This window comes from Pseudomonas migulae, assembly GCF_043225285.1.
Lineage (GTDB): Bacteria > Pseudomonadota > Gammaproteobacteria > Pseudomonadales > Pseudomonadaceae > Aquipseudomonas > Aquipseudomonas migulae_C.
Map to the genome: position 1 here is coordinate 1,165,889 of NZ_CP171224.1, position 26,301 is coordinate 1,192,189.

Consider the following 26,301-nt stretch of genomic DNA (forward strand, 5'->3'; position numbering starts at 1 on the left):
CGTTCAATTGATCTGGAATGGATAAACCGCGCCCAGTTTAAGGATTTGCGTCAGTTCATCCAGTGCCGTCCGGCACTCAAGCAGCAATTGCGGGTCTGCAAGGTCGGTTTCGGCCATGCGGTCGCGGTAGTGCTTTTCGACCCATGCGGTCAGCGTGCCGTACAACGGTGCCGTCATGATAACCCCTGGGTTGACCGCCGCCAGTTCGGTTTCATTGAGCGCCACGCGCAAGCGCAGGCACGCCGGGCCACCGCCGTTCTGCATGCTTTGCTTGAGATCGAAGACTTTGACTTCGCGGATCAGGCCGCCAGAGCTGGTCAGGCCTTGCAGGTATTGCCAGACACGCTCGTTGCCACGGCATTCTTCCGGCACGATCAACAGCATCGAACCGTCCGGACGCGACAGCAGCTGGCTGTTGAACAGGTAGGAACGCACGGCGTCTTCCACCGTGACCGCTGAACGCGGTACGCAGACCGACTGGAAGTTCCCGCCGACCTTGGCGAGCTTGCCTTGCAGCTCGGCCAGCATCGAGTCGGTGTCGAGGAACGCGTCCTCGTGATAGAACAGCACCTCGCCGTTACCCACCGCGATCACGTCGTTGTGGAACACGCCCTGATCGATCACCAACGGGTTTTGCTGGGCGTAGACCACGCCGTCGTCGCTCAGGCCATGCAGACGGGCAACCGCTTGCGAGGCTTCGAGGGTCTGACGTGCCGGGTATTTCTGCGGGGCCGGGTAGCGGGTGTCGAACGCGCTGCGACCGAACACGAAGAACTCGACGCCGGCTTCGCCATATTCACGGCAGAAACGCGTGTGGTTGGCCGCGCCTTCGTCACCGAACTGCGCCACCGCCGGCAAGGCGGCGTGGTGAGCGAAGTGCTTCTGGTCAGCGAACATCGCGCCCAGCACGCGGCTGGTGGTCGGGTGTTCGATGCTGCGGTGGTATTTGCAATTGAGGTTGGCGGCGGTGAAATGCACGCGACCGTCGGCAGTGTCGGCACTCGGGCTGACCGTGGCGGCGTTGGCCACCCACATGCTCGACGCCGAGCAACTGGCAACCAGCAGCGGCATCGCGTCCTTGGCGGCGCGCTCGATCACTTGCGCGTCGGTGCCGCTGAAACCCAGGCGGCGCAAGGCGGCCACGTCCGGACGTTCCTGTGGCGCCAGCACGCCTTGCTGGAAGCCCATTTCCATCAGCGCTTTCATTTTCGCCAGGCCTTGCAGCGCGGCTTCCTTCGGGTTCGAGGATTGCTGGCTGTTGCTCTGGGACGCGACGTTGCCGTAGGACAGGCCGCCGTAGTTATGGGTCGGCCCCACTAGACCGTCAAAATTGACTTCATAGGATTTCATCAGCGAGGCTCCACGAGAATCTGTTGTTATAGGCTTCAGTAACTATTCTTTGAGACCGCGTCGCGGCTATCGCGAGCAGGCTCACTCCTACAGGGTCGGTGGTGTTCATACATTTTTATGTAAGACACAAATCACTGTAGGAGCGAGCCTGCTCGCGATTGGGCGCTACGCCATTTTCACGCCAGGCGTGAGAGTGGCAGGCAACACCAGGCTCGGTGTTTCCAGCGAGGCCACCGGGTACGCGCAGTAGTCCGCCGCGTAGTAGGCGCTGGCGCGGTGGTTGCCCGAGGCGCCGACGCCGCCGAACGGTGCGCTGCTCGCGGCGCCGGTCAATTGCTTGTTCCAGTTGACGATACCGGCACGGCTTTCCAGCCAGAACTGCTGGTAACGCGCCTCGGAATCCGACAGCAGACCGGCCGCCAGGCCATAGTCGGTGTCGTTGGCTTCGGCGATGGCCGCTTCAAAATCAGCGTAGCGGATCACTTGCAACAGCGGGCCGAACAGCTCTTCGTCAGGACGATCGGCCACAGCGGTCACGTCCAGAATGCCTGGTGTCAGCAACGCGGCCTGCGCCTGCGGCTGAGTCATTTCCAGCAACGCCACCGCGCCGTTGGCCAGCAGGTGTTCCTGCGCGTCCATCAAGGCTTTCGCCGCGCCGAGGGAAATCACCGAGCCCATGAACGGCGCCGGTTGCTGATCGAATGCGCCGACTTCAATCGTCGCGCTGACCGCCACCAGCCGCGCCAGCAGCGTGTCGCCCCAGGCGCCCTGCGGCACCAGCAAGCGGCGAGCACAGGTGCAGCGCTGGCCGGCGGAAATGAATGCGGACTGAATGATGGTGTAGACGGCAGCATCCAGGTCAGCGACCTGATCGACCACCAGCGGGTTGTTACCGCCCATCTCCAGCGCGAGGATCTTGTCCGGACGACCGGCAAATTGCTGGTGCAGATGATTGCCGGTGCGGCTCGAACCGGTGAAGAACAGACCGTCGATGCCTGGATTGGCCGCCAGGGCGATACCGGTTTCACGAGCGCCCTGCAGCAGGTTCAACACACCCGCCGGCAGGCCGGCTTCGATCCAGCACTTGACCGTCAGCTCGGCGACTTTCGGGGTCAGCTCGCTCGGCTTGAACAGCACGCTGTTACCGGCCAGCAGCGCCGGCACGATGTGGCCGTTCGGCAAGTGCCCAGGAAAATTGTAAGGACCGAACACCGCAACCACGCCATGTGGCTTGTGGCGCAACACGGCGGTGGCGTCGCCCAACGGGCCGCTCTTCTCGCCGGTGCGCTCGCGGTAGCTCTGCACCGAAATCGCCACCTTGTTGACCATGCTGGTCACTTCAGTCGCGGCTTCCCACAGGGGCTTACCGGTTTCTTCGCCGATGCAGCGCGCCAGTTCGTCCGCGTTGTTTTTCAGCGCAGCGGCAAAGGCTTCCAGCACGCTGATGCGCTCGTCCAGCGTGCGGCGGGCCCAGCCCGGGAACGCCTGACGCGCGGCTTGCACGGCGGACTCAACCTGAGCGGCGGTGGCGCCCTCGCCGGCCCACAGCACTTGCTGGGTCACCGGGTTCAGCGACTGGAAGGCTTCGCCCTGACCGGCCAGCCATTCACCTGCGATGTATAACGAATTCATTATTTCGACTCCCGGGCAGCAGACAACGGAACGGCGCGCACCTGATCGCCGGCGTTGAGTTGAAGACGTTTGGCGGTCAGCGGATCGACCACCAAAGTACCGGCGGCGAAGCGGGCTGGCGCGGCAGTGATCCGGCAGTCTTCGCGCTTGCGGTTGTGAATCAGGAACGGCGTGGCGTCGTCACCCGGTGTGCCGATGGCCAGCACCAGTGCCTGGCTGTCGCGCACCGCGCGGATCTTGCCGGTTTCGCATTCCACCGCCGGGCCGGCGTCGAAGATGTCGACGTAACCCTGGTAGCTGAAACCTTCGCTCTTGAGCATCGACAGCGCCGGCTCGGTGTCGGGGTGAACCTGGCCGATCACGTTGCGCGCATCCGGCGACAGGAAGCAGGTGTACAGCGGGAATTTCGGCATCAGTTCGGCGATGAACGCCTTGTTGCCCACGCCCGTCAGGTAATCCGCCTGGCTGAATTCCATCTTGAAGAAGTGCCGGCCGAGGCTTTCCCAGAACGGCGAGCGCCCGGCTTCATCGGACACACCGCGCATCTCGGCGATGATCTTGTTGCCGAACAGCTGCGGGAATTCGGCGATGAACAGCATCCGCGCCTTGGCCAGCATGCGACCGTTGAGGCCCGTGCGGAAATCGGCGTGCAGGAACAGCGAGCACAATTCCGAGTTGCCGGTCAGGTCGTTGGCGAGGAACAGCGTCGGGATTTCGCGGTAGATGTTCAGCTCTTGCGAAGCGCTGACCGTCAGGCCCACCCGGAAGTTGTACCAAGGCTCGCGCAGACCGACCGCGCCGGCGATGGCGGAAATGCCCACCACACGGCCGTTGTCGTCTTCGAGCACGAACAGATAGTCCGCGTCGCCGCGCCCGGCTTCGCCGCGAAAGGTCTTCTCGGCCCAGCCGACCCGATGGGCCAGCCGCTCTTCGTTGGCCGGCAAGGTAGTCAGGCCGGTGCCAGTGCTGCGGGCCAGGTCGATCAGAGCGGGTAAATCGCTGCTGCGTACGGGACGAACGATCATGCTATCTCCTCAAACGGGCCGCTTGCGCCACCCGTGAAACTCGCTGCTTTTCAGGCATTTTTTGACGCAGGCGTTAAACCGCCACCAGGCGCACGCTGGCACCTTCACCGACGCCCAGGGCTTCGGCCGCTTCCAGATCCAGGGTCACGGGTTTGCCCGGCGCGTAATCGAGCTCGAGCAATACGGCGCGGTAATCCTGCAACTGGGCGTTGGCCACCAGGTACTGACGGCCGACGCCTTTGACCGTCTCGCCGATTTTCACCGGCACCACGCGGCTCTGGGCGATCGAACGGATCCCCGAAACGCGAGCGTGCAAGGTCGGGCCGCCGTCGAAGATGTCGATGTAGTGATCGGTTTCGAAGCCTTCGCGCATCAGGATGTCGAAGGTGATCTGCGCCCGAGGGTGCACCTGGCCCATCGCTTCTTGCGCGGAATCCGGCAGCAATGGCACGTAGATCGGGTAATGCGGCATCAGCTCGGCGAGGAACGTACGGCTCTTGAGACCGCACAGACGCTCGGCTTCAGCGTAGTTGAGGTCGAAGAAGTTGCGACCGATGGCGTCCCAGAACGGCGAGTCGCCGTTTTCATCGCTGTAGCCGACGATCTCGGTCACCACGGAATCGGCAAAACGCTCCGGGTGGCTGGCGACGAACAGCAGACGACCACGGGAGTTGAGCTCAGCCCACGGCGAACCCACCAGCTCGCGCTGCACGTAGAAGCTGGTCAGCAAGCTGTTGCCGGTCAGGTCGTGGCACTGGGAGAGCACGTGAATCTTGTTATGAATCTTCAGCTCGCGGGAAGCGTGCACGAAGGTTTCATTGCGGAAGCTGTAGAACGGCTCGGAATAACCGGCCGAAGCGACGATGGCCGAGCAACCGGCGAGTTTGCCGGTGGCGGTGTCTTCGAGGACGAAGAAATAGCTCTCTTCGCCGTTGAAGCTGACTTCAGCGGCAAACGAGGCTTCGCTCGCGGCGATCTTGTCGCTCAGGCGTTCAACGTCATCCGGCAAGGAAGTGACACCAATCGGGCTGTCCGCAGCCAGACGCTGTACCTCGCCCAGATCAGCCATTTGCGCGGGGCGCATCACCAGCATGGTGTCACTCCTTTCTCATACTCTTGAGGAAAATAAGCCGACCCCTTGTAGGAGCGAGCCTGCTCGCGATGGTGGGTCAGCCACATTGGTGTCGACTGACACTCCATCGCGAGCAGGCTCACTCCCACAGAAAAGCGGGGCCGGCATCAAAATTTGGATCGACGCCTGAATTGTCAGGCGTCGAAGGGTCTATCAGGCTTGCGTCAGTTTTGCCGCAGCGCGCTCGAAACGATCCAGGCCGGCATCGATATCGGCGTCTTCCACCACCAGGCTTGGCGCGAAACGCACCACATCCGGGCCGGCTTGCAGCACCATCAGGCCTTCACGCTCGGCAGCGTTGAAGACGTCCTTGGCCTTGCCTTTCCAGGCATCGCTCAGCACGCAACCGATCAACAGGCCCATGCCGCGGACTTTGGTGAACAGGCCGTATTTCTCGCCGATCTGTTCCAGGCGCGCCTTGAACTTGTCGTGCTTGGCGTTGACGCCGGCCAGCACTTCCGGGGTGTTGATCACGTCAATCACCGCTTCGGCAACGGCGCACGCCAGCGGGTTGCCGCCGTAGGTGGTGCCGTGGGTGCCGACGACCAGGTGCTTGGCCAGCTCTTCGGTGGTCAGCATCGCTGCGATCGGGAAACCGCCGCCCAGGCTCTTCGCGCTGGTCAGGATGTCCGGGATCACGCCGTAATGCTGGTAGGCAAACAGATGGCCGGTACGGCCCATGCCGGTCTGCACTTCGTCGAAAATCAGCAGCGCGTTGTGCGCGTTGCACAGGTCACGGGCGCCTTGCAGGTATTCGAGTTCAGCCGGGATCACACCGCTTTCGCCCTGAATCGGCTCCAGGATGACCGCACAGGTCTTGTCGGAAATGGCCGCTTTCAGCGCCGCCAGATCGTTGTACGGCACGTGGGTGATGCCGGTGATTTTCGGACCGAAACCGTCGGAATACTTCGGCTGGCCACCGACGTTCACGGTGAACAGGGTGCGGCCGTGGAAGCTGTTGACCGTGGCGATGATTTCGTACTTCTCGGTGCCGGCACGGTCGAAACCGACGCGACGGGCCAGCTTGAGGGCAGCCTCGTTGGCTTCGGCGCCGGAGTTGCAGAAGAACGCACGCTCGGCAAAGGTCGCGTTGATCAGCTTATGGGCCAGGCGCAAGGCCGGCTCATTGGTGAACACGTTGGACACGTGCCACAGCTTGTTCGCCTGTTCAGTCAAGGCACCGACCAGCGCCGGGTGCGCATGGCCCAATACGTTGACGGCAATCCCGCCGGCGAAGTCGATCAGCTCGCGGCCAGACTGGTCCCAGACGCGGGAACCGGCGCCACGCACTGGAATGAAGGCGGCAGGCGCATAGTTGGGAACCATTACCTGGTCGAAATCGGCGCGTTCTACCGCAGCGTGCTCAACGGACATCGGAGTCTCCTGAAGAGGAACACCCGCCTGAAACTGGCGAGCGATGGGGGGATTGTAAGGACAGTTTTCAGCCCGGCCTTGCCGCCAAGCGACAACTTCTTATAGCGCAAACCCCGGTTTTAACCGGGTTTACGGCAATGCGACATATAGGGTCGCAAAGGCGCAGTTTAAACCGGCCGCGCAGTTTACAGGCGGGGTTGTCGAGCGGTGCGGTAAATATGTACCGCACGCTCTGTCTGAACCTTTGTTTTGCTGGGGTCCTTTCCGATCGCTAAGGGACTAGCGCAATGCATCAGCAAGAATCCGAGCTCAACGCTCTGCCGGACGCGCACTTTCATCACGCGCTCAACAACTTGCCCAACTGGGTACTGAATGCCTCGCCCGCTACACGCGCCGCGCTGAAAGGCGCACGGTTGCATGTTCCTGATGGGCACGCCAACGCCACTCGTCAGCAACGGCAGTCGGTAAAAAGGACCAGCGAAGCGTACTGGACCGCACGCCATCAGCTGGAAACTCGCCTGTCGAAAATGCTAAATGCCCGGGACTTTGCCGAGTCACGCCTCACGGCAGCATTGAAAACCCGATTCGGCCTCGAACTGGACGTCAAGAGCACGTTCCTGCGCCTATACATCCCTCAGAGTATTCCGTGGTTTCCTATTAAGTCCGGCGCTGCGCGCACCTGGACGGTATCGCTGCTCGATGCCGCGCTGCACAACTTTCAGGACGCGGAAACCCAGGCGAACGCCTATGAGCCCGACTCGACCTTCATCACGCGGCCCTCACCCAGCGGACAGTTCGACACCCTCCCCGCGATCAAGCGCCGACTGTCTATTCAGGATTTCACCCGTCTGTGTAGGGAACTGGACATCGGCGGTCAGTACGAGACGTACCTGAAAGAGTTTCTCGGGTTTACCCAACCGGTGACTGCGGCCGTGCTGGAGTCCAGCGTCATTGATACGCACAAGGCAGCTCTCAGGGCAGCGGTGGAGCTGGCCGTCATGCGCGGCGACCTGCCGAGCGACAGCCATCAGCCGGGGATGGATTTTCAGGGTCTTCGTGGTCATGACCTGACGATAATGTCCTCATCGCTGACCGGCATCGTGGTGTTCAGGCCCGAACCTGGAAGCGCAACGCAATCAATGCCGATCATTGCCTACATCCCCGACGATCCGGAGCACCCGCTCAAGCAGTACCCGGACTCGCTGGCGTTCATCAAAGACCTGACCCGCAAGCTGCGCTCACCGGCTTATCAGGTGTTCTTCAGCCGATTTGTCGATCACCAGGAACGCGGGCATTTTTTTGCAGACCTGTCCCGGCGCCTGAGCAGCGTGACCTGGCATGAACACCAGCACGGCGATCCGCTGCCCAGTTGGCGCGACACACCCGTCGACAAACCCAGGCTGGAGTACGCGGTAACCCCGATCAAAACGGATCTCTGGACTCACCTCTACCAACGGCAAGTGAACAAGATCCTCAATGACGCCCGCACCCTCGCCGTATCCACCGCCAGCGCCGACCGAGCCGCGCGCTGGGCCCGATGGGATGCCTTCAGTAAGGTCGCGACCTCGATTCTGGAAATCGCAGCATTCGTCGCCCTGCCCTTCGTGCCGTTCCTCGGAGAACTGATGCTGGCCTACATGGCCTACCAGGTACTCGACGAAACCTTCGAAGGCATTGTCGACTGGGCCGAAGGCCTGAAGACCGAAGCCTTCGGCCACCTCATGAGCCTGGTTGAGTCGGTGGTGCAACTCGGCACGTTTGCCGTGGGCGGCGCACTGGCTGCCGATGCGTTCCGGCGCTTGATGTCCAGCGAAGCGGTGGCGCTGTTCTCGACGCTCAAACCGGTCGAAACCAGCGGCGGCAAAACCCGTTACTGGCAACCGGATCTCGCGCCTTACGAACAGTCGGTCGATTTGCCGCCATCCGCCAAACCCGATCCGCGCGGCATTTATCAGCACGCGGGCAAAACCCTGGTGCGCCTGGAAGACAGGCTGTATGCGGTGAAACCCGACGCCACGTCCGGGCGCTTTCAGATTGAGCACCCGCAGCGAGCCGAGGCGTATCGACCGTCGCTGCGGCACAACCAGCATGGCGCCTGGCAAACCACACTGGACCAACCTCTGACGTGGGATCGGGAAACCGTGATGCGTCGTCTCGGGCACAGTGTCGAGTCCCTCAGCAGTGCCGAGCGCGAGCAGATCCTGCGCATCAGCGGCTTTCACGACAACGTGTTGCGCGAGGCGCACGTCGAGAACCTGCGCCCACCTTCATTGCTCACCGACACGATCAAACGCTACACAATCGATCGCGATATTCAGACGCTGACCAAACAGCCCGACCACCCGGATCACTACCAGGCTCTGAACCAACGCCTTTCACTGTTCGAGTCTCGCTACCGTGAACTTGAAAAAACTGCTGACCGTCAGGTACTGCTGTTGCAGGGTGAAGTCCGGGGATTGCCCACCGACATCGCACAAGAACTGGTGGACAACGGCTCCGGCACCGAACTGATGCAACTGCACAACGGGCGCGTGCCTCAACGCCTGAAAGACGTGGCCGTGAAAGCCATGGAGGCCGTGCGTGTCGCCAGGGCTTACGAAGGCTTTTTTCTCCACGGCATGGACTCGGTGGACACTCACCGACTGGCGTTGCACAGCCTCGAATCGCTGCCCGGCTGGCCGGCCCGCTTGCGTATCGAAATCCGGGAATTTTCCGCGACGGGATCCGTGCGCGACAGCATTGGACCGGACGGCGCGCCACTGCTCAAGACTCTGATCCAGGCCGATGACGGTAGCTATCAGCTCCAGGGCGACAACGAGTCCGTCGGCGATTTCTATCACGCCTTGCTTCAGGCGCTACCGGACACGGAGCGCACAGCGCTGAGGGTTTCTGGCAAAGACGCCGAGGCGTTCAAACGACGCCTCGCCGAGCAGGCGATCAATCAACCGCAATTGCGCACGCTGTTCGCGAAAAACCCGCTGCGAAAACCCTTTTATGATCCGACTACCATGCGCTTGCCCGGCGGCACGGAAGGTTACCCACGTAGTCACGGTGAGACGCCAACCCTCAATGACCGGGTTCGCGAGGTGTATCCCGACCTATCCACCGAGGAGCTGAGCGCCGTCGTATCCGACCTGCGGCGCCAGCCCGGTGGCGTGCGAAATGAGCTGACACGACTGGCTCGCGAGCTCGAACAATTACATGAGGACCTCGAACACTGGGTTCTGGATGCACCTACTGCCCATCACGAAACGGGGGTTGCACTCGGCGATATTGAGTTGCAGGCCGTACGGAACAATCGCCGCTTGCTGGCTCAGGAAATCCAGCGTTGCTGGCGACGCCAGTCTGACCGTGACTTCGATGCGCCCGAAGGCGCCGAGCGTTATGTTCTGCGCTTCACGGATCCCGTTCCGGGAGATCTGCCGAACCTGACGGCGAACTTCAATCACGTCTCGCTGCTGGCACTTGAAGGTCATCATGGGACGCAAGGCGTGCCTGGCTTTCTGTCGCGATTCACCGGGCTTCATCGATTGGAGTTACGCCGTTTCTCGCTGAACTCGCTGCCCGAGGCCATTGGGCAAATGGCCGATCTTGAGGCTCTGGTCCTGAGCGAGTGCGCCACTAGAATCGATGCCGTCGCCTGGTCAAAGCTGTCATCGATAAAGAAACTGAGGGTGCTCGATCTCTACAAGAACTCAATCGAAGGCCTACCCCGGATCGATTCCATGCCGGCGCTCGCTCATCTGGACCTGAGCGAAACCGGACTGGCCGGCATCCCCGGCGGCGCCCTGCAAAGCACCCGCCTCAACACGCTCTTGTTGATGAACAACAACCTCACCGAGTTGCCTGCCGAACTGTTCGAGAGCCCGGTGTATGAAAAGCGCGGGGTGCATCTGGCTGACAACCCGCTCAGTGAACAGGCACGAAACCTGATCAAGCAGTATTACTTCGAGACTTCGTACGATATGGATGTCATGGCGCCCGAAGCGGACATCCATCGCGTCAATGCACTGTATCCACAACTGGGATACGACCAGGCCAGCGACTTCGTCTATGAGTTGCCCGGCACATTGGCAGGGGGACGCGTAGAACTAGCGAAGCTGGAAGCAGAACTCACGCAGTTGAGCCAGGACCTCTCTGCCTGGACGGCTGACGTGCCGGCCCGGCACCCGCTGACAAGCCAACCGTTCACGGCCGAGCAATTGGCGATCGAGCACGCCAACCGCGACGGATTCAAGCAAGCGCTGGAGCGCTGCTGGCGGCATGAGTCTGAACTGGATGATTTCAATGACTCGCTTGAGCCCACGTATGAGCTGTTGATCGTCGATCTGATCAATGGGGAATTACCGGCCCTCAGCGCCGACTTCGGCCACGTGTCCGCACTGGAGTTGCAAAGCATCAATGGCACAACCCGTATCGGGCGTTTCCTGGAGTCGTTCCCCAACCTGCAAACCTTGCGTTTGCGCGAATGCCATCTCGGTGACATTCCCGAGGCCGTGTTCAAGATGGGTCGATTGCGCTCACTGTCACTGCCTCAATGCCGCATCGGTTTGTCCACGGTTTCAGTCAACGCGCTGGCCGGTCTGGAACAACTCGATTATGTCGACCTGAGCTTCAACCCGCTCGGGCATACGCCTGATCTGAGGCAGATGCCAGAACTCTCGACCGTCCTCCTCAACAACACCGGCATCACCGACATACCACCCGGCCTGTTTCAATTGAAAGAACTGGACTGGGCCGACCTGAGCATGAATGCGATTACGGAAGTCTCCGGCGAACTGCTGGAACTGCCCGTGGAAACGGCGGAGAACATCACGTTGCGTGGCAATCGGTTTTCCGCGGAAAGCCTGGGGCGGTTGATCGGTTACTTCGAACGCACCCGCGTGGATTTTGGAGTGGAAGAGGTAATCAACCTGGGGGAAATGGACGTTTCGACGTCTGAAGGGTCCGAGATCGAAGTTTGAATCAGCCGCGCTCGGACGGTACCGACGACAACTCGAACGGGCTGCTGCTGCGTCGCTGGTTGCGATCTTCCCGCGGCGTGGCGCCGAAGAAGTTGCGGTAGGCGCTGGAAAAATGCGGCCCCGAAGAGAAGCCACACGACAGGCCGATCTGGATGATCGACTTGCTGGTTTGCATCAACATCTGCCGGGCCTTGTTCAGGCGCAGTTCCAGGTAATACTGGCTCGGCACGCGGTTGAGGTATTGCTTGAAGATCCGCTCCAGCTGCCGGCGGGACACGCACACATGCTGGGCGATTTCGTCGGTGGTCAGCGGCTCTTCGATGTTGGCTTCCATCAGCAACACGGCTTGAGTGAGCTTCGGATGGCTGGAGCCGAGGCGGTTCTGCAGCGGAATGCGCTGGCGTTCGCCGCCTTCGCGGATGCGCTCGACCACCAGTTCTTCCGACACGGCACCCGCCAGTTCGGCGCCGTGATCACGGGCCAGCACCGCCAGCAACAGATCGAGAACCGACAGGCCACCGCACGCCGTCAGGCGATCGCGATCCCAGTCGAACAGATGACTGGTGGCGATGACTTTCGGGAAACGCTCGGCGAAATCGTCCTGCCAGCGCCAGTGCACGGCCGCGCGATAACCGTCGAGCAAACCGAGTTGTGCCAACGGATAAACGCCGGCGGACAAACCACCGATCACGCAACCGGATCGCACCAGTTGTTTCAGCGCGCTGCTGAGCGCCGGCGCGAGGGTGGTCGGCGGCTCATCGGCGAGCAGGAACAGTTTCTGGAAATTTTCGAGCTTGCCGGCCCAGGGCTCACCCGGCAATTGCCAGGCGCTTTCGGTCGACGGTTCGGCCTGCAAGAACGACAGTTCGTAGACCACGTCCGGATGCACACGCTGGGCAACACGCAAGGCCTCCTCAGCCAGCGCAAGCGTCAGTGCTTTAGTGCTGGGCCAAATCAGGAAACCAATTCGATGGGCAGTCATGGGCGGGCAATCCGAAACGAAACAGTGATGAAGGCATGGGCCAATGCTAGCCCGTAAATGAACGCAAATCTCAAAACCGGTAACGATCTCCTGTAGGAGCCGGCTTGCCGGCGATAGCGGTGTAACTGTGCCAGAGATGCAAACTGACACTCCGCCATCGCCGGCAAGCCGGCTCCTACAGATCGGGGCCGGCCTCTAAATTGCGAAGCATGCACTATCCCGGTGCACAACGGCAGTCCTGATTATTTCAGGCTGCCCGAGAGGAATTGCTGCAGACGTTCGGACTGTGGATTGACCAGCACCTCACGCGGGTTGCCGCTTTCTTCGACGACGCCTTTGTGCAGGAACACCAGCTGGTTCGACACTTCACGGGCGAAGCCCATTTCGTGAGTCACCACCACCATGGTCCGGCCTTCCTGGGCCAGGGCCTGCATCACCTTCAGCACGTCGCCAACCAGTTCCGGGTCGAGGGCCGAGGTCGGTTCGTCGAACAGCATCACTTCCGGTTCCATCGCCAGGGCACGGGCAATCGCCACGCGCTGCTGCTCGCCGCCGGACATGTGGCCCGGGTAAGCGTCCTTGCGATGCGCCACACCGACCTTGTTCAGGTAGTGCTCGGCTTTCTCGCGGGCTTCGGCCTTGGACATGCCAAGCACGTGGACCGGCGCTTCCATGATGTTTTCCAGCGCGGTCATGTGCGACCACAGGTTGAAATGCTGGAACACCATCGACAGGCGCGAACGCATGCGTTGCAGCTGCTTCGGGTCGGCAGCCTTCATCGCGCCGTCCTTGTTCGCCACCAACTTCAGCTCTTCGTTGTTGAGCAGGATCTTGCCCGCGTGCGGCTGCTCCAGCAGGTTGATGCAGCGCAGGAAGGTACTTTTGCCGGAGCCACTGGAGCCGATGATGCTGATCACATCGCCAGCCGCCGCTTTCAGGGACACGCCCTTGAGCACTTCGTGACTGCCATAGCGTTTATGCAGGTCTTGGACTTCAAGTTTGTACATGCGGTCGGTTCTCACAAAAACAGTCAGTCAGTCGTTGAGCAAGCGCCCGTGACGCAGCGCTTCGCGCCCCGCCACCTTGGCCAGCCAGAAACCGGGTTGGGCATAACGCAGCCGTTCAATGGCAAACAGCACCCCGGACGTACCAGCACACACCGTGCTGACGCGATCCGATAACGGATCGATCACTTCGAAAATCTCGTCGCCGGCTTCGATCCACTCACCGGGTTTACGCAGAAAACTGATCACGCCCGGATGCGGCGCGAACAGCAATTCGGTGCCTTCGAACGGCATGCCTTCGCAGGCGTCCTGCGCCGGTGCAGGCCATTCACCGCTGATCAGGCCTTGCTCGGCGAGGAACGCAAGAATGCCTTCGGCATACGCCTCGGCGTCGGCGCGAGCGGTGTCGGCCTGACCACCTAATTCAATGGTAGTCGCCAGACAGGCCAGTGGAATCTGCGCGTCCGGGAACTGACGCGACAGGCGCAGCCACGGTAGCGAGCAAGCCTCATCGAACGAGCTGCCACCGGAATCTTCCGCCAACAGACCGACCTTCACATTCAGGTGCGCGGCGAGCGAACGCCACTGCGGCCAGTGTTGCGGCAAGGCGTACATGTGCAGCGCGGCTTCGGCGTCGCAGTGCAAATCCAGCACGACATCGGCGGTGCAGGCATGGCTGAGCAAGATGCGCTGCATGCCTTGCAACTGGCTGCTCGCTTCCGGCAATGCCGCCAGGTGATCGCTCATGGCCTGGCGGATCAAGCGGATGTTGGCGTGCGGATCGTCACCCAGATGGCCTTCGAGTTGGGCGGCCACCGGCGCGCTCAGCTCGACGAAATCACGGTTGAAATTCTTGCCGCTGCCCGCTTCGAAACGGCCTTGATGATTGCCTTGCAGCAACTGGCCGAGGCCCAGCGGATTGGCCACCGGCACCAGCTCGATCACACCGTTGAGCTGGCCTTGGGCTTCGAGTTCGGCCAGACGCTTTTTCAGCTCCCAGGCCGTGCGCATGCCCGGCAACTCATCGGCGTGCAGGCTGGCCTGGATGTAGGCCTTGCGCTCGCCAGAGCCGAAGCGAAACACCGAAATCTGGCGCTCGCTGCCGAGGTGGCTCCACGGCAATGCATGATCGATGCGTTCCATATCAGTGCTTCCGCGGGGCCAGGTAGCCCAGCCAGCGGCGCTCGGCCAGTTTGAACAGTTTCACCAGAATGAAGGTCAGGCACAGGTAGAACACGCCGGCGGTGATGTACGCCTCGAACGGCAGGTAGAACTGGGCGTTGACCGTGCGCGCGGCACCGGTGATGTCGATCAGGGTCACGATGGACGCCAGACTGGTGGTCTGCAGCATCATGATCACTTCGTTGCTGTACTGCGGCAGCGCCCGGCGCAAGGCCGACGGCAGCAGGATGCGCTTGTACATCTTGAAGCGCGACATGCCCATGGCCTTGGCCGCTTCGATCTCACCGTTCGGCGTGGCCCGCAGGCTGCCGGCGATGATTTCGGCGGTGTAGGCGCTGGTGTTGATCGCGAAGGCCAGGCACGCACAGAACGTCGCGCTGGACAGCCACGGCCACAGGAAGCTTTCGCGCACCGCTTCGAATTGCGCCAGGCCGTAGTAGATCAGGAACAGCTGCACCAGCATCGGCGTGCCGCGGATCACGTAGGTGTAGAGCCAGGCCGTCATGTTGACCGCGGCGTTTTTCGACACGCGCATCAGGCCCAGCGGCAACGCACACAGCAGGCCGAAGAACAGCGACAGCGCGAGCAATTTGAGGGTGGTCACCAGGCCGCCGAAGTACAGCGGCAGGGCCTCCCAAATGACGTTGTAGTCGAAGATCATAGATCAGCCGCCCTTACGCCTACCGAGTAGCGCTTCTCAAGGTGACGCAATGCCAGCAACGAGACGCTGGTGATCACCAGGTACATCGCCGCCACTGCGAGGAAGAAGGTGAAAGGCTCGCGGGTGGCATCTGCCGCCTGCTTGGCCTTGAACATCATGTCTTGCAGACCCACCACCGAAATCAGCGCGGTGGCCTTGGTCAATACCAGCCAGTTGTTGGTGAAGCCCGGAATCGCCAGGCGAATCATCTGCGGCACCAGCACCCGGAAGAACACCTGGAAACTGCTCATGCCGTAGGCCATGCCGGCTTCGGCCTGACCTTTGGGAATCGCCATGAACGCGCCACGGAAGGTTTCCGACAGGTACGCACCGAAGATGAAGCCCAGGGTGCCGATACCGGCGGCCAGCGGGTTCAGGTCGATGTAGTCGTCATAGCCGAGCATCGGTGCGACGCGGTTGAGCAGGTCCTGACCACCGTAGAAAATCAGCAGGATCAGCACCAGGTCGGGAATCCCGCGGATCACCGTGGAATACAGATCGCCCAACCACGCCAGCCAGCGCACCGGCGACAGACGCAGCGCAACGCCGATCAGCCCCAGGACGATGGCCAGGGCCATGGACGACAAGGCGAGCTGAAGCGTCAGCCATGCGCCATCGAGGATGACAGCCCCGTAGCCTTTCAACATGATTCAGGTCCTCGAAAGTTGGGATGAAAAAATGGCGCAAACCTCAGAGATCCTGTTGCTTGCGCCATTTCGGACTTGTCGCTCGGACGTGTTACTTGCCGTAGATATCGAAGGCGAAGTACTTGTCCTGGATTTGCTTGTATTTGCCGTTCTCACGAATGGCGGCGATCGCGGTGTTGATCTTGTCTTTCAGCGCGTCACCCTTGCGAACCGCGATACCTACGCCGTCGCCGAAGTATTTGACGTCGGTGAAGGCCGGGCCCACGAAAGCAAAACCTTTGCCGGCGTCGGTTTTCAGGAAACCGTCATCCAGCAGCGTAGCGTCTGCCACGGTGCCGTCGAGGCGACCGGCGGCCACGTCGAGGTAAATTTCGTTCTGCGAGCCGTACGGCTTGATCTCGGCACCCAGCGGGGCCAGGACTTCGCGGGCGAAACGCTCGTGGATCGAACCACGTTGCACGCCGATGTTCTTGCCCTTCAGCTCGGTCAGGCCTTCGCTGACCTGAGTGCCGGCCTTCATGACCAGGCGAGCCGGGGTGTTGTAGTACTTGTTGCTGAAGTCCACGGACTTCTTGCGATCTTCAGTGATCGACATGGACGACAGGATCGCGTCGATCTTGCGCACTTTGAGAGCAGGGATCAGGCCGTCGAATTCTTGCTCGACCCACACGCACTTGACCTTCATCTCTTCGCACAGGGCGTTGCCGATGTCGTAGTCGAAACCAACGATGCTGCCGTCCGGCGCTTTCGACGCGAACGGAGGGTAAGCCGCTTCGATGCCGATTTTCAGAGGCTTTTCATCGGCGAAGGTTGGCAGGGACAGCACGGACAGTGCCAGGGCGCCAAGCAGCACGAGTTTCTTCATCTTGGGACTCCATCGGTAAAGGGCTAAAACGGCAGAGTGAGCGACAGCCCAATATGCGAATGAGTGGAACCGGAAAGCGATGCTGCGTCCTACAAACCTGTGCGAATTTTCCACACGGGCAACGACGAGCGAGTGATCGGCATTCTAACGACAGGCCCGAAGCCGATATTTCTTCAATGCGACAACAAATTACAGAAGCACCGAGAATGCCGCTTAGGCACGTTGACAGCCTTGCAATTTCATGCAAGAGCAAAAGACAGTGAACCGATCTATGCTGCAAATTGCGGGCCTATTATTGGCAAAGCCTTCTAATCCGGCAAGCTTGGCGTGGGTTCTTATTTTTTTGAGCGGGCGGAATGCACCATTGCGGGGTTATGGCGTTTCGCAATGCCCCGACTCGGCGCGGGCGGTTACATATTCAGTTACTTGAAGGGTGGAAGGTAACAGTGGGAATTGCCCTACAGGTGAAGCCGATAATTATTGGCTGGTGTTTCTGGGGTGTTTGAGCGGGCCTCATCGCGAGCAGGCTCGCTCCCACAGGGATTTTCAGTGAACGCAGAATTTGCGTACGACAAAGATCCACTGTGGGAGCGAGCCTGCTCGCGATGAGGCCCGAGCCACCAACACAAAACCATCAGACATAAAAAAGCCCCACCAGGCTCAACACCTGGCAGGGCTCCAATAACGCCAAACGCTACTTACGCCACATTCATCGTCTTGTGCGTATCAATCAAATGCTGCACCACACCCGGATCCGCCAGGGTCGAGATATCCCCCAACCCATCATATTCAGCGGTCGCAATCTTGCGCAGAATGCGGCGCATGATCTTGCCCGAACGGGTCTTCGGCAGCCCCGGCGCCCACTGGATAACATCCGGCGAAGCAATCGGGCCGATCTCTTTACGTACCCAGTTTTTCAGCTCGATACGCAGTTGTTCGCTTGGCTCTTCGCCACCGTTCAAGGTGACGTAGACATAAATGCCCTGCCCCTTGATGTCGTGCGGCACGCCGACCACGGCAGCCTCGGCGACTTTCGGGTGCGCCACCATCGCGCTCTCGATCTCGGCGGTGCCCATGCGGTGGCCGGAGACGTTGAGCACGTCGTCCACACGCCCGGTGATCCAGTAATAACCGTCCTCGTCACGACGGGCACCGTCACCGGTGAAGTACATGCCGCGGAAGGTCTTGAAGTAAGTGTCGACGAAACGGTCATGGTCGCCGTACAGCGTGCGCGCCTGGCCTGGCCACGAATCGAGAATCACCAGGTTGCCCTCGGCGACGCCTTCGATAATGTTGCCCAGGTTGTCCACCAGTGCTGGCACCACGCCGAAGAACGGACGTGCCGCCGAGCCCGGCTTCAGCGCGTGAGCGCCTGGCAACGGGCTCATCATGTTGCCGCCGGTTTCGGTCTGCCACCAGGTATCGACGATCGGGCAACGGGATTGGCCGACGTTCTTGTAGTACCAGTCCCACGCTTCCGGGTTGATCGGCTCACCGACCGAACCGAGCAGACGCAGGCTGCTGCCGTCAGCACCTTCAACAGCGGCCTTGCCCGACGCCATCATCGCGCGGATCGCGGTCGGCGCGGTGTAGAGGATGTTGACCTTGTGCTTGTCGACAATCTTCGCCACCCGTGTGATGTCCGGGTAGTTCGGCACGCCTTCAAACAGCACCGTGGTCGCGCCGTTGGCCAGCGGGCCGTAGACGATGTAGCTGTGGCCGGTGACCCAGCCGACGTCGGCGGTGCACCAGTAGATTTCGCCCGGGCGGTAGTCGAACACGCGCTCGTGGGTCATGGCTGCGTACAGCAAGTAGCCGCCGGTGGTGTGCTGCACGCCCTTCGGCTTGCCGGTGGAACCGGAGGTGTAAAGGATGAACAGCGCTTCTTCGGCGCCCATCTCTTTCGGCGCGCAGACACTGCCCGCCACTTTCATCAGGTCTTCAAACCAGATGTCGCGATGCTGGTTCCACTTGATGTCGCCACCGGTGCGCTTGCACACGATGACTTTCTGAATGCTGTTGGTTTCCGGGTTGGTCAGCGCGTCGTCGACGTTGGACTTGAGCGGGATCTTCTTGCCGGCACGAATGCCTTCGTCCGCGGTGATCACTACTTTCGAACGGCAGTCGATGATGCGACCGGCCAGGGCTTCCGGCGAGAAACCACCGAACACCACCGAGTGAATCGCGCCGATCCGGGTGCAGGCCAGCATGGCGACCACGGCTTCGGGGATCATCGGCATATAGATAGTCACCACGTCGCCGCGGTGCACATCCTGGCCGCGCAAGGCGTTGGCGAACTTGCAGACTTGTTCGTGCAACTCGCGGTAGGTGATGTTGCGGCTTTCGGAAGGGTCATCCCCTTCCCAGATGATCGCGATTTGATCGCCGCGCTCGGCCAGATGACGGTCGAGGCAGTTGTAGGAAACGTTCAGGGTGCCGTCGGCGAACCATTTGATGTCGACATGGTGATCGTCGAAGGAAGTCTGTTTCACCGTGGTGAAAGGCTTGATCCAGTCGAGGCGCTTGGCTTGCTCGCGCCAGAAACCGTCAGGGTTGACGACCGACTGCTGGTACATGGCTTTGTAGGTTGCCTCGTCGGTCAGCGTGTTGGCTGCTACCTCGGGACGAACGGGATACAGAGAAGCCGCACTCATCTTTCTTACCTCGGTGGAATAGTTGTTTTTGTATGACCCTGTTGTAGCCCGGGCCGGGCCTATAGAACCATTCGACGATGGTAGTAACAAGCCCCTACAAAACGTCGTGACAAGCCCTTCCAGACACACAAAACCCCTGTAGGAGCCAGCTTGCTGGCGATGGTCGTCAACGATAACGCGCCAATCCTGACACCCCGTGTCGCTCTCGGGTTTATCGCCAGCAAGCTGGCTCCTACAAGGAATGATCGGTTCTCCAACAACGTTATTCGGTGATTGTTACGAAATCTGTCAAAGGTGTTTATCAAAACCCCACCTATATGAATGCCACCCCCACGCCTAAAATCCGCATCGCCAACAAGGCAAACCCTGATTAACCAAGTTGCAGCCCCCACGAAGGCAGTTAATCAAAAACACCGGTAACCAAGTTCCACACGCAACCCCAAAAAGGTTGCGTGCCCCCACTCGACCTCTAAAAGGTAAAACCGAAATGAAAGCTTTATTAGTTCTGGCCCTCTCCAGCCTGTGCGCAACCGCCATGGCAGACGAGGTCCCGACTGATGTCGCACAGCAACAACCGGCCATCGAGGAATACACTTACTCCACTCACCTCGATATCGCCAAAGTTGTCTCCATGAGTGAAATCCCCAATGTGTGCGAAGTTGTCCCCATGAAAATGGAATACGACGACTCCAAAGGCCAACGCCACATTCTGCGCTACAGCGTCATGGGTAACGGCTGCTCCAACGGCTAACCCCCGCACTCCCCCAAAACGGTTCGACCCAACGCCCGATCATCACACCGACCTGTAGGAGCCAGCTTGCTGGCGATAGCAGTCGACGCAATGTTCAAGGCAGTCAAAGCGCCGAACCGTATGGATCGATTTATACGATAGTTTTCAGCATTTATTTGCGCTTTTTAATCGAATCCATCGGCGTAGTATGAATTCCACACCAAGGCATACAACGCCAACAAATCTGGAGCAACGACCATGAAAACCAAACTAATCCTCGCCCTGACCCTGTCTGTACTGGCCGCCAACACCTTCGCCGCCGACGGTTACGACCGCACCGGCTCGGCCACTTTCACCACCGAAGCCTCTGTCGCTTCTGACGGCTACGACCACACCGGCTCGGCCAAAGTCGCTGCCGACGGTGCTGACCATGTTGGCGCAAGCAAACTCGCTGCCGATGGTGCTGACCACGTTGGCGCAAGCAAATTCGCTGCAGATGGTGCTGACCACGTTGGCGCAAGCAAACTCGCTTCCGATGGTGCTGACCACGTCGGTGCAGGCAAACTCGCCGCCGATGGCGCAGACCACGTCGGTGCCGCTCGCCTGAGTTGATCATCGAGCGTGACTGACAGCCCGACTCCGGTCGGGCTTAGTTGTGTCTGAGGCCAGCGAAAACCGATTCAAAACACAAGATGTAGTGAAAAACCGGATTTTCTGGCTGTTTTTTGAACAAAAAAGTAGCACGTCAAAATTTAAGAAAAAAAATCTGCGCCCGCGATCTCCAGCCAAAGCCCTGTAAACCCTCGCTCCGACCGAAAAACCCTCCTTCTCGACCGCTCCATGCGCGGATTCGCCCCACCACGGCCGCAAAAATTTCCCTATAATGCCGCCTTAAACGGGCCTGCAATATTCCCTTACAGGGGATGACAGCCAGTCCGAAGCCCAGGCCGACGTCGTCAACGACTACAGCGCCATCAGCGGCTCTCGGAACCCCGTACAAAATTATGTTTATTTGCCTGCGTGTACCGCTGCAAAAAACGCTATCCAACGCGGCCAGTACGGCCGTGTGAAAAACCAACCAATCAGTTTTCACACGGGCATCTGGCCCTCACGCAGGAGACGACACGTCATGCTGAGCTGGGACGAATTCGATAAGGAAGACAGCGGCGAAACCGTGGTTAAAGGCGCCAACGCCGGCCACGCGACAGAAGCCAACATGGACCGCCTCGACACCGCTGGTGGTGTTGCCGCTCAAGAAGCTCGCGCCGTGACCGCGTCCGACTCCGCCGCCATCGCTCGCGCCAAGGCAGCCCTGGACAACCTCGACGTCGCCGAAGGCCTCGCCGAACTCGAAGGCGCCTCCGCCCGCGTCGCCGTCGACGAAAAGCGCATGATCAACTGCCGCGCCGACCTCAACCAACTCGTACCGTTCAAGTACGACTGGGCCTGGCAGAAGTATCTGGACGGTTGCGCAAACCACTGGATGCCGCAAGAAGTCAACATGACCGCCGACATCGCCCTCTGGAAAGACCCGGAAGGCCTGACCGACGACGAACGCCGCATCGTCATGCGCAACCTCGGCTTCTTCTCCACTGCCGACTCCCTGGTTGCCAACAACCTGGTACTGGCCGTGTACCGTCTGATCACCAACCCGGAATGCCGCCAGTACATCCTGCGCCAGGCGTTCGAAGAGGCGATCCACACCCACGCCTACCAGTACTGCATCGAATCGCTGGCCATGGATGAAGGCGAGATCTTCAACATGTACCACGAGATCCCATCGGTCGCGAAAAAAGCCACCTGGGGCCTGAAATACACCCGTTCGATCTCCGATCCGAAGTTCGAAACCGGCACCGTCGAAACCGACAAAGAACTGCTGCGCAACCTGATCGCCTACTACTGCGTTCTGGAAGGCATCTTCTTCTACTGCGGTTTCACCCAGATCCTCTCCATGGGCCGCCGCAACAAAATGACCGGCGTCGCCGAGCAGTTCCAGTACATCCTGCGCGACGAATCCATGCACCTGAACTTCGGCATCGACGTGATCAACCAGATCAAAATCGAAAACCCGCACTTGTGGGATGCCGAGATGAAGGAAGAGGCTTCGCAGATGATTCTGCAAGGCACTCAGCTCGAGATCGAATATGCGCGGGATACCATGCCTCGTGGGGTGTTGGGCATGAATGCGGCGATGATGGAGGACTATCTGAAGTTCATCGCGAATCGTCGTCTGTCGCAGATTGGGTTGAAGGAAGAGTATCCGGGGACTACGAATCCGTTCCCTTGGATGAGCGAGATTATGGACTTGAAGAAGGAGAAGAATTTCTTTGAGACTCGTGTGATCGAATACCAAACTGGTGGTGCGCTTAGCTGGGATTGATTTCCGAGCTCGCCACGATTTGACGATTGCAATCTGAATCGTCTAATCGAAAAAGCAAAAGCCCCGATCTGATCGGGGCTTTTTTTGTTGGGGGATGAATAACCCTTTTCAATCCCTACGTCGCTACGCCAAAACTCCTACAGATCTTCCAGCCACTTCCGCATTGATGCCCACTCAAAGCACCTCTAAGCTCAATTGCAGGTGCCTAAGAAACGCCCAACGTAGAAGCCACTCCGTCACACAGTAATCGCGCATGTCTCGAAGACATGCGTACGACTTTCTGTTTGAAGAGAACGCTTGTTGGGATTTCTTTAAGTCCTCTACGTCGGGTTTTGGCCCCCTCAAAATTCACACGTAGAGGTAATGGATATGCCGACACAACGCCCCTCCACACTTCCTCCCTCTCGGAGGTTGGTCATGCCTGATCCATTCATTCCAACGCGCTTTACACGCCATAACCTCCATCTACATGCCCTGCTCCTGGAAAATCAACCATGGTTCTGCGCCCGCGATTTGGGTCGCTTAATGGGCTTTCATCTGAATGATCGTGTGGTCAGCAAATTGGACGAGGATCAACGGCATACATTGCTGATCGACTACCACGGCCAACCTGAAAAGCGGCTGATGCTCAGTGAGTCCGGCGCGTATGCGTTGTTGGTCTATCACTACGCACCGGGGAATCGGCTGTTGCGTGAATGGTTGACCCATCAGGTGGTGCCAGCCTTGCGCGATGCGGGACAGTCGAAGAAAGCGGATCGGCCAATGTTGAGTTTGTTGGACTGGCCAGAGATGTCGTTGAGTCTGTTGCATTGGCAGGATGAAGGTTGGATTCGGCTACGAGACATGCCCTTTCTGTTACTCGGTCGCACACGCCGGCGCGTGCCTGCGGTTAAGCCTTGGTGGCGAAAGGTTTTGGAGGCGCTTCAGTCTTCAAAGCATTCTGTTGGTTAGGTTTTGTAGGATCAACTGAAAGAAGCGTCGGCATTTTCTGTAGGAATTTTCGTAGACAGTCGTAATGGCCACTCAGTATCGTCCGAGGGTTATCAGCCCTCGGCGATTCTATGGACACGGAAAAGAGCAACAGCGATTGGAGTGATGCGGAGATTCAGGCTGCGGTCGACGCCTATCTCAGCATGCTGTCACGCGAGCAAAGCGGTCAGAAGGTCAATAAAGCACACGAGAATCGAGTCCTCCGCGAAGGTGCCTTATCAGGCCGTACCAAAGGCTCTATTGAGTTTCGGATGCAGAACATTTCTACGGTGTTGGAAGAGCTGGGGCGAGCGCGCATCGAGGGCTACAAACCCGCCAAGAACGTCGGCGCGAATGTTGCGCGCAGCATTCGTGAAGCGCTGAACGCGCCGAGTACGTTAACGCCGGAAGATTTTTCCCCGACCGCCGATGAGGCAACGCTAGAACAACGTGCTGCCAAACTTGAGAAGCAACTGTTCAAAGGCGAGCCGAAGGGGATTTTGAAACCACAACAAGTGTCGAGCTCGGGCAACGCTTTTGTACGCGATCCAGAGGTTAGAGCCTGGGTGCGGAAAGAGGCCAAGGGTATCTGCGAGGGTTGCGAAAAACCGGCTCCGTTTGAGAAGGACGGCAAGCCGTTTCTTGAAGTTCATCACGTTAAGCATTTGGCGCAGGAAGGTTCGGATCGCCCGAGCAATGCGGTGGCGCTCTGTCCGAATTGTCATCGCCGTTGCCACCATTCGAGTGATCGGGATGAGTTCACTGCTTCGCTGTTTCAGAAGGTGAAGCGGTTGAAGATTGAATGATTAGGCTTGGAAAACCTACGCTCACGAAGGCGCCTAGTTCTAGGGGTTGCGCTGCAATCTCGATATAAAGAGAAAACACTTAGAGTCATTCAGGACCCGTCCTACAGCCACAGTTAGCCACGTTCGTTAACGTCGCGCAGCCCCTTTTCCGGGACTGCCGATGGATGAACGAAAGGATGATCAGTGGCTGGCAACAAGGACATTCCGCGGGTTAAGAATCCACCCTCCGGTGATGGGCATCACGTCACCTATCGCCATCCTTGGTCTTCGTTGTGGCTCGCGACGTAGCCACTCTATTAAGCTGTCCTGCGGACTTGCGTTTAGGATTGGCGCCGCGAACGGGCGCTTTGGAAACCGGCTTTTGCTGCCCAAGCGGCGGCGTGTAAAGGGTTGTGGCAGCCATGGTTAGCCCCAGGCGCAACCCGAATTTTCTCAAGATGGCGTCGATGGTGCTGATGGTCGGATTACCCTTGTCCTTTTCGATCTGGTACAGGGCCTTGGTCGACATGTTGCACATGGCAGCAAAGGTTTCCTGATCCAGACCGGTCACCTCAAGCCGTAGCCGGCGGATAGAGGTTCCCAGGGTTTCGGTCCCTATCCCGTGCTGCGTCACGATGTCGTCAATCAGTTCCCTGCGCCCCTCGTTGGTGTTCTCTTTCATTGCAGCCCCCATTCAACCAGGCGCTTATCCAGATTGTTCATTGGAATAGACTGGGCGCGCCTCACTTCCTCTGGAAGATCGACCAGCAGATCCGGCAAAGCTCTAAATGCCTCAGCGGCTTCGAGCAGACGCTCGAAAAGCATGTCAGGGCTCACCACGTCCTGGAAGTATCCGCAGATCGTTCTCCAGTCAGGACTTCCCATATGCTCGGGCATCCACTTGGTGACTCGAGTAACGCCTTCCGGATCGAGCACCATCGGTGCAAGGTCGTATATTGGCGCCAGCTCGAATTTGTCCCGATACCTGAAAATGGCCATGTTGCGCCCATGGTTATCCGAATTCCCCAGGATACGGTTCAGCAGGTCACGGCGCAGGTACTCAAATACCAGTTCCTCAAGCTCTCCCTCCTGCCCATTCTTACGCCACAGGTGAATCAGGCGGCTGAGCACATCCTCATGATTCATCCTCGAACCAGGCTCGGTGTTCCCACACACTGAATAAATCGACTCGACCGGAATCCTCTCCACCACGCCGTTGGCGACTCGCCTATCAAAGCGCGGCATCCACAGACTTGGCTTATCAGCTTCCTCCAGCACCAGTTCATCTGTGGATATCGTGTTCAAACCGAGCTGGGATATCGCTTTGTAATAGTGGTACTCGGCCCGCAGGATGTTTTTGTCGCGCTCAGTGGCTTGGTTGCGAGCAAACTTCACCAACCAATGGCGACGCGCAAGCTCGTCAGAAAGCATCGCGTCGGCATGAAGCGCTCCATCCTCATCCTCAACCATAATCAGCTTTGGAGCTTCCCCCTGAGCGCCCGTCGCACCGCCTAACGCAGCGCCAGATTCATAGGCGTATTCGAGGAAGTCATTTGTTCTGTCTACGACTTCTTTGCGCGCAAAGGCCTCCCTGCGAGTCTGATCGATATGCTCGAAAGACTCCTTCACGCGCAAGTGCCCAATGGGGGAAGGCGTGCAGCGACTCAGGAGGAAAAAGCTCATGTCCATGCCATCAGGCTTTTCCCTAATCGGAACTATGATGCCGACTACGGCGGCTCAACCCTTCCCTTTCAGCAATATAATTCTGACTATCTAGGGAGCCCACCTAAAAACCGGTATTTTAATGCCGATTATATCGGTCTGGTTGGCTGCGTTGGTTTTGAGAGTCGCGAGCAGGCTCGCGCAGATTTTGCACCAAGTCGAAAACAGTCAGTGCAACCCGCTCCACCTCCCGCTATTAATATC

The 26,301-nt window shown here is 59.3% G+C and carries 19 protein-coding genes and 1 pseudogene; 6 read left to right on the forward strand and 14 right to left on the reverse strand.

Annotated elements, in window-relative coordinates; all coding sequences use genetic code 11:
* Positions 1-3 precede the first annotated feature (3 nt).
* The 5 genes from astB to ACF6ZU_RS05425 all read right to left on the reverse strand — a co-directional run bounded on the left by astB (position 4) and on the right by ACF6ZU_RS05425 (position 6,513).
* Positions 4-1,350 carry an N-succinylarginine dihydrolase gene (gene astB / locus ACF6ZU_RS05405; RefSeq protein ID WP_392890851.1) on the reverse strand — a complete coding sequence of 449 codons (1,347 nt, stop codon included), beginning with the start codon at positions 1,348-1,350 and terminating at the stop codon, positions 4-6.
* A 165-nt stretch (positions 1,351-1,515) separates the two neighbouring features.
* Positions 1,516-2,985: a succinylglutamate-semialdehyde dehydrogenase gene (gene astD / locus ACF6ZU_RS05410; RefSeq protein WP_392893707.1), complete on the reverse strand. Its 1,470-nt coding sequence runs from the start codon at positions 2,983-2,985 to the stop codon at positions 1,516-1,518.
* Positions 2,982-4,007: an arginine N-succinyltransferase gene (gene astA, locus ACF6ZU_RS05415; RefSeq protein ID WP_392890852.1), complete on the reverse strand. Its 1,026-nt coding sequence runs from the start codon at positions 4,005-4,007 to the stop codon at positions 2,982-2,984. Before astA ends, astD begins: the two co-directional genes overlap by 4 nt.
* A gap of 73 nt (positions 4,008-4,080) precedes the next feature.
* Positions 4,081-5,100: an arginine/ornithine succinyltransferase subunit alpha gene (aruF, locus tag ACF6ZU_RS05420; protein ID WP_392890853.1), complete on the reverse strand. Its 1,020-nt coding sequence runs from the start codon at positions 5,098-5,100 to the stop codon at positions 4,081-4,083.
* A 192-nt stretch (positions 5,101-5,292) separates the two neighbouring features.
* Complete coding sequence (locus tag ACF6ZU_RS05425) at positions 5,293-6,513, reverse strand: aspartate aminotransferase family protein (RefSeq protein WP_392890854.1); 1,221 nt, start codon at positions 6,511-6,513, stop codon at positions 5,293-5,295.
* A 287-nt stretch (positions 6,514-6,800) separates the two neighbouring features.
* Here ACF6ZU_RS05425 and ACF6ZU_RS05430 point away from each other — a divergent pair, with 287 nt between their 5' ends.
* Positions 6,801-11,477 carry a dermonecrotic toxin domain-containing protein gene (locus ACF6ZU_RS05430; RefSeq protein WP_392890855.1) on the forward strand — a complete coding sequence of 1,559 codons (4,677 nt, stop codon included), beginning with the start codon at positions 6,801-6,803 and terminating at the stop codon, positions 11,475-11,477.
* Between the two features lies 1 nt (position 11,478).
* Here the strand turns inward: ACF6ZU_RS05430 and argR are convergent, their stop codons facing one another.
* The 7 genes from argR to acs all read right to left on the reverse strand — a co-directional run bounded on the left by argR (position 11,479) and on the right by acs (position 19,511).
* Positions 11,479-12,459 (reverse strand): transcriptional regulator ArgR, encoded by a 981-nt coding sequence (gene argR, locus ACF6ZU_RS05435; protein ID WP_392890856.1) that lies wholly within the window; start codon positions 12,457-12,459, stop codon positions 11,479-11,481.
* Positions 12,460-12,701: 242 nt separating this feature from the next.
* A complete protein-coding gene (locus ACF6ZU_RS05440) occupies positions 12,702-13,466 on the reverse strand; it encodes an ABC transporter ATP-binding protein (RefSeq protein WP_392890857.1) in 765 nt (254 codons plus the stop codon).
* A gap of 27 nt (positions 13,467-13,493) precedes the next feature.
* Entirely contained in the window at positions 13,494-14,606 is a 1,113-nt protein-coding gene (locus ACF6ZU_RS05445; protein ID WP_392890858.1) for a M14 family metallopeptidase, read from the reverse strand.
* A 1-nt stretch (position 14,607) separates the two neighbouring features.
* Complete coding sequence (locus tag ACF6ZU_RS05450; protein ID WP_392890859.1) at positions 14,608-15,306, reverse strand: ABC transporter permease; 699 nt, start codon at positions 15,304-15,306, stop codon at positions 14,608-14,610.
* Positions 15,303-15,992: an ABC transporter permease gene (locus ACF6ZU_RS05455; RefSeq protein WP_007951063.1), complete on the reverse strand. Its 690-nt coding sequence runs from the start codon at positions 15,990-15,992 to the stop codon at positions 15,303-15,305. The genes ACF6ZU_RS05450 and ACF6ZU_RS05455 overlap by 4 nt, the downstream gene beginning before the upstream one ends.
* Before the next feature lie 91 nt (positions 15,993-16,083).
* The gene (locus ACF6ZU_RS05460) at positions 16,084-16,857 is read right to left on the reverse strand and encodes an ABC transporter substrate-binding protein (protein WP_392890860.1); all 774 of its coding nucleotides are present in this window, start codon (positions 16,855-16,857) and stop codon (positions 16,084-16,086) included.
* Between the two features lie 698 nt (positions 16,858-17,555).
* Positions 17,556-19,511 carry an acetate--CoA ligase gene (acs, locus tag ACF6ZU_RS05465; protein WP_392890861.1) on the reverse strand — a complete coding sequence of 652 codons (1,956 nt, stop codon included), beginning with the start codon at positions 19,509-19,511 and terminating at the stop codon, positions 17,556-17,558.
* A gap of 487 nt (positions 19,512-19,998) precedes the next feature.
* Between acs and ACF6ZU_RS05470 the strand changes: the two genes are divergently transcribed.
* From ACF6ZU_RS05470 to ACF6ZU_RS05490, 5 genes are all read left to right on the forward strand, one after another.
* A complete protein-coding gene (locus ACF6ZU_RS05470; RefSeq protein ID WP_150633304.1) occupies positions 19,999-20,262 on the forward strand; it encodes a DUF2790 domain-containing protein in 264 nt (87 codons plus the stop codon).
* A 237-nt stretch (positions 20,263-20,499) separates the two neighbouring features.
* Positions 20,500-20,853, forward strand: coding sequence for a hypothetical protein (locus tag ACF6ZU_RS05475; protein ID WP_392890862.1), 354 nt, complete (start codon positions 20,500-20,502; stop codon positions 20,851-20,853).
* A 517-nt stretch (positions 20,854-21,370) separates the two neighbouring features.
* The gene (locus ACF6ZU_RS05480; protein ID WP_045057829.1) at positions 21,371-22,621 is read left to right on the forward strand and encodes a ribonucleotide-diphosphate reductase subunit beta; all 1,251 of its coding nucleotides are present in this window, start codon (positions 21,371-21,373) and stop codon (positions 22,619-22,621) included.
* A 417-nt stretch (positions 22,622-23,038) separates the two neighbouring features.
* Positions 23,039-23,572, forward strand: a complete 534-nt coding sequence (locus tag ACF6ZU_RS05485) for a Bro-N domain-containing protein (RefSeq protein ID WP_392890863.1) — start codon at positions 23,039-23,041, stop codon at positions 23,570-23,572.
* Between the two features lie 110 nt (positions 23,573-23,682).
* Entirely contained in the window at positions 23,683-24,396 is a 714-nt protein-coding gene (locus ACF6ZU_RS05490; RefSeq protein WP_392890864.1) for an HNH endonuclease, read from the forward strand.
* A gap of 244 nt (positions 24,397-24,640) precedes the next feature.
* Here the strand turns inward: ACF6ZU_RS05490 and ACF6ZU_RS05495 are convergent, their stop codons facing one another.
* Together ACF6ZU_RS05495 and ACF6ZU_RS05500 are read right to left on the reverse strand one after the other, a co-directional pair.
* Entirely contained in the window at positions 24,641-25,057 is a 417-nt protein-coding gene (locus ACF6ZU_RS05495) for a helix-turn-helix transcriptional regulator (protein WP_392890865.1), read from the reverse strand.
* A pseudogene (locus ACF6ZU_RS05500) lies at positions 25,054-26,079 on the reverse strand (HipA domain-containing protein); the annotation flags it as partial. The pseudogene ACF6ZU_RS05500 and the gene ACF6ZU_RS05495, both read right to left, overlap by 4 nt.
* Positions 26,080-26,301 lie beyond the last annotated feature (222 nt).

Bases quoted from the DNA above. Each gene is read 5' to 3' on its own strand.
- ACF6ZU_RS05490 (WP_392890864.1), top strand. From the start codon at position 23,683: ATGGACACGGAAAAGAGCAACAGCGATTGGAGTGATGCGGAGATTCAG.
- argR (WP_392890856.1), bottom strand. From the start codon at position 12,459: ATGACTGCCCATCGAATTGGTTTCCTGATTTGGCCCAGCACTAAAGCA.
- ACF6ZU_RS05445 (WP_392890858.1), bottom strand. From the start codon at position 14,606: ATGGAACGCATCGATCATGCATTGCCGTGGAGCCACCTCGGCAGCGAG.
- ACF6ZU_RS05470 (WP_150633304.1), top strand. From the start codon at position 19,999: ATGAAAGCTTTATTAGTTCTGGCCCTCTCCAGCCTGTGCGCAACCGCC.
- ACF6ZU_RS05495 (WP_392890865.1), bottom strand. From the start codon at position 25,057: ATGAAAGAGAACACCAACGAGGGGCGCAGGGAACTGATTGACGACATC.
- ACF6ZU_RS05440 (WP_392890857.1), bottom strand. From the start codon at position 13,466: ATGTACAAACTTGAAGTCCAAGACCTGCATAAACGCTATGGCAGTCAC.
- ACF6ZU_RS05480 (WP_045057829.1), top strand. From the start codon at position 21,371: ATGCTGAGCTGGGACGAATTCGATAAGGAAGACAGCGGCGAAACCGTG.
- astB (WP_392890851.1), bottom strand. From the start codon at position 1,350: ATGAAATCCTATGAAGTCAATTTTGACGGTCTAGTGGGGCCGACCCAT.
- aruF (WP_392890853.1), bottom strand. From the start codon at position 5,100: ATGCTGGTGATGCGCCCCGCGCAAATGGCTGATCTGGGCGAGGTACAG.
- ACF6ZU_RS05430 (WP_392890855.1), top strand. From the start codon at position 6,801: ATGCATCAGCAAGAATCCGAGCTCAACGCTCTGCCGGACGCGCACTTT.
- ACF6ZU_RS05450 (WP_392890859.1), bottom strand. From the start codon at position 15,306: ATGATCTTCGACTACAACGTCATTTGGGAGGCCCTGCCGCTGTACTTC.
- ACF6ZU_RS05475 (WP_392890862.1), top strand. From the start codon at position 20,500: ATGAAAACCAAACTAATCCTCGCCCTGACCCTGTCTGTACTGGCCGCC.
- ACF6ZU_RS05460 (WP_392890860.1), bottom strand. From the start codon at position 16,857: ATGAAGAAACTCGTGCTGCTTGGCGCCCTGGCACTGTCCGTGCTGTCC.
- ACF6ZU_RS05485 (WP_392890863.1), top strand. From the start codon at position 23,039: ATGCCTGATCCATTCATTCCAACGCGCTTTACACGCCATAACCTCCAT.
- acs (WP_392890861.1), bottom strand. From the start codon at position 19,511: ATGAGTGCGGCTTCTCTGTATCCCGTTCGTCCCGAGGTAGCAGCCAAC.
- astA (WP_392890852.1), bottom strand. From the start codon at position 4,007: ATGATCGTTCGTCCCGTACGCAGCAGCGATTTACCCGCTCTGATCGAC.
- ACF6ZU_RS05455 (WP_007951063.1), bottom strand. From the start codon at position 15,992: ATGTTGAAAGGCTACGGGGCTGTCATCCTCGATGGCGCATGGCTGACG.
- ACF6ZU_RS05425 (WP_392890854.1), bottom strand. From the start codon at position 6,513: ATGTCCGTTGAGCACGCTGCGGTAGAACGCGCCGATTTCGACCAGGTA.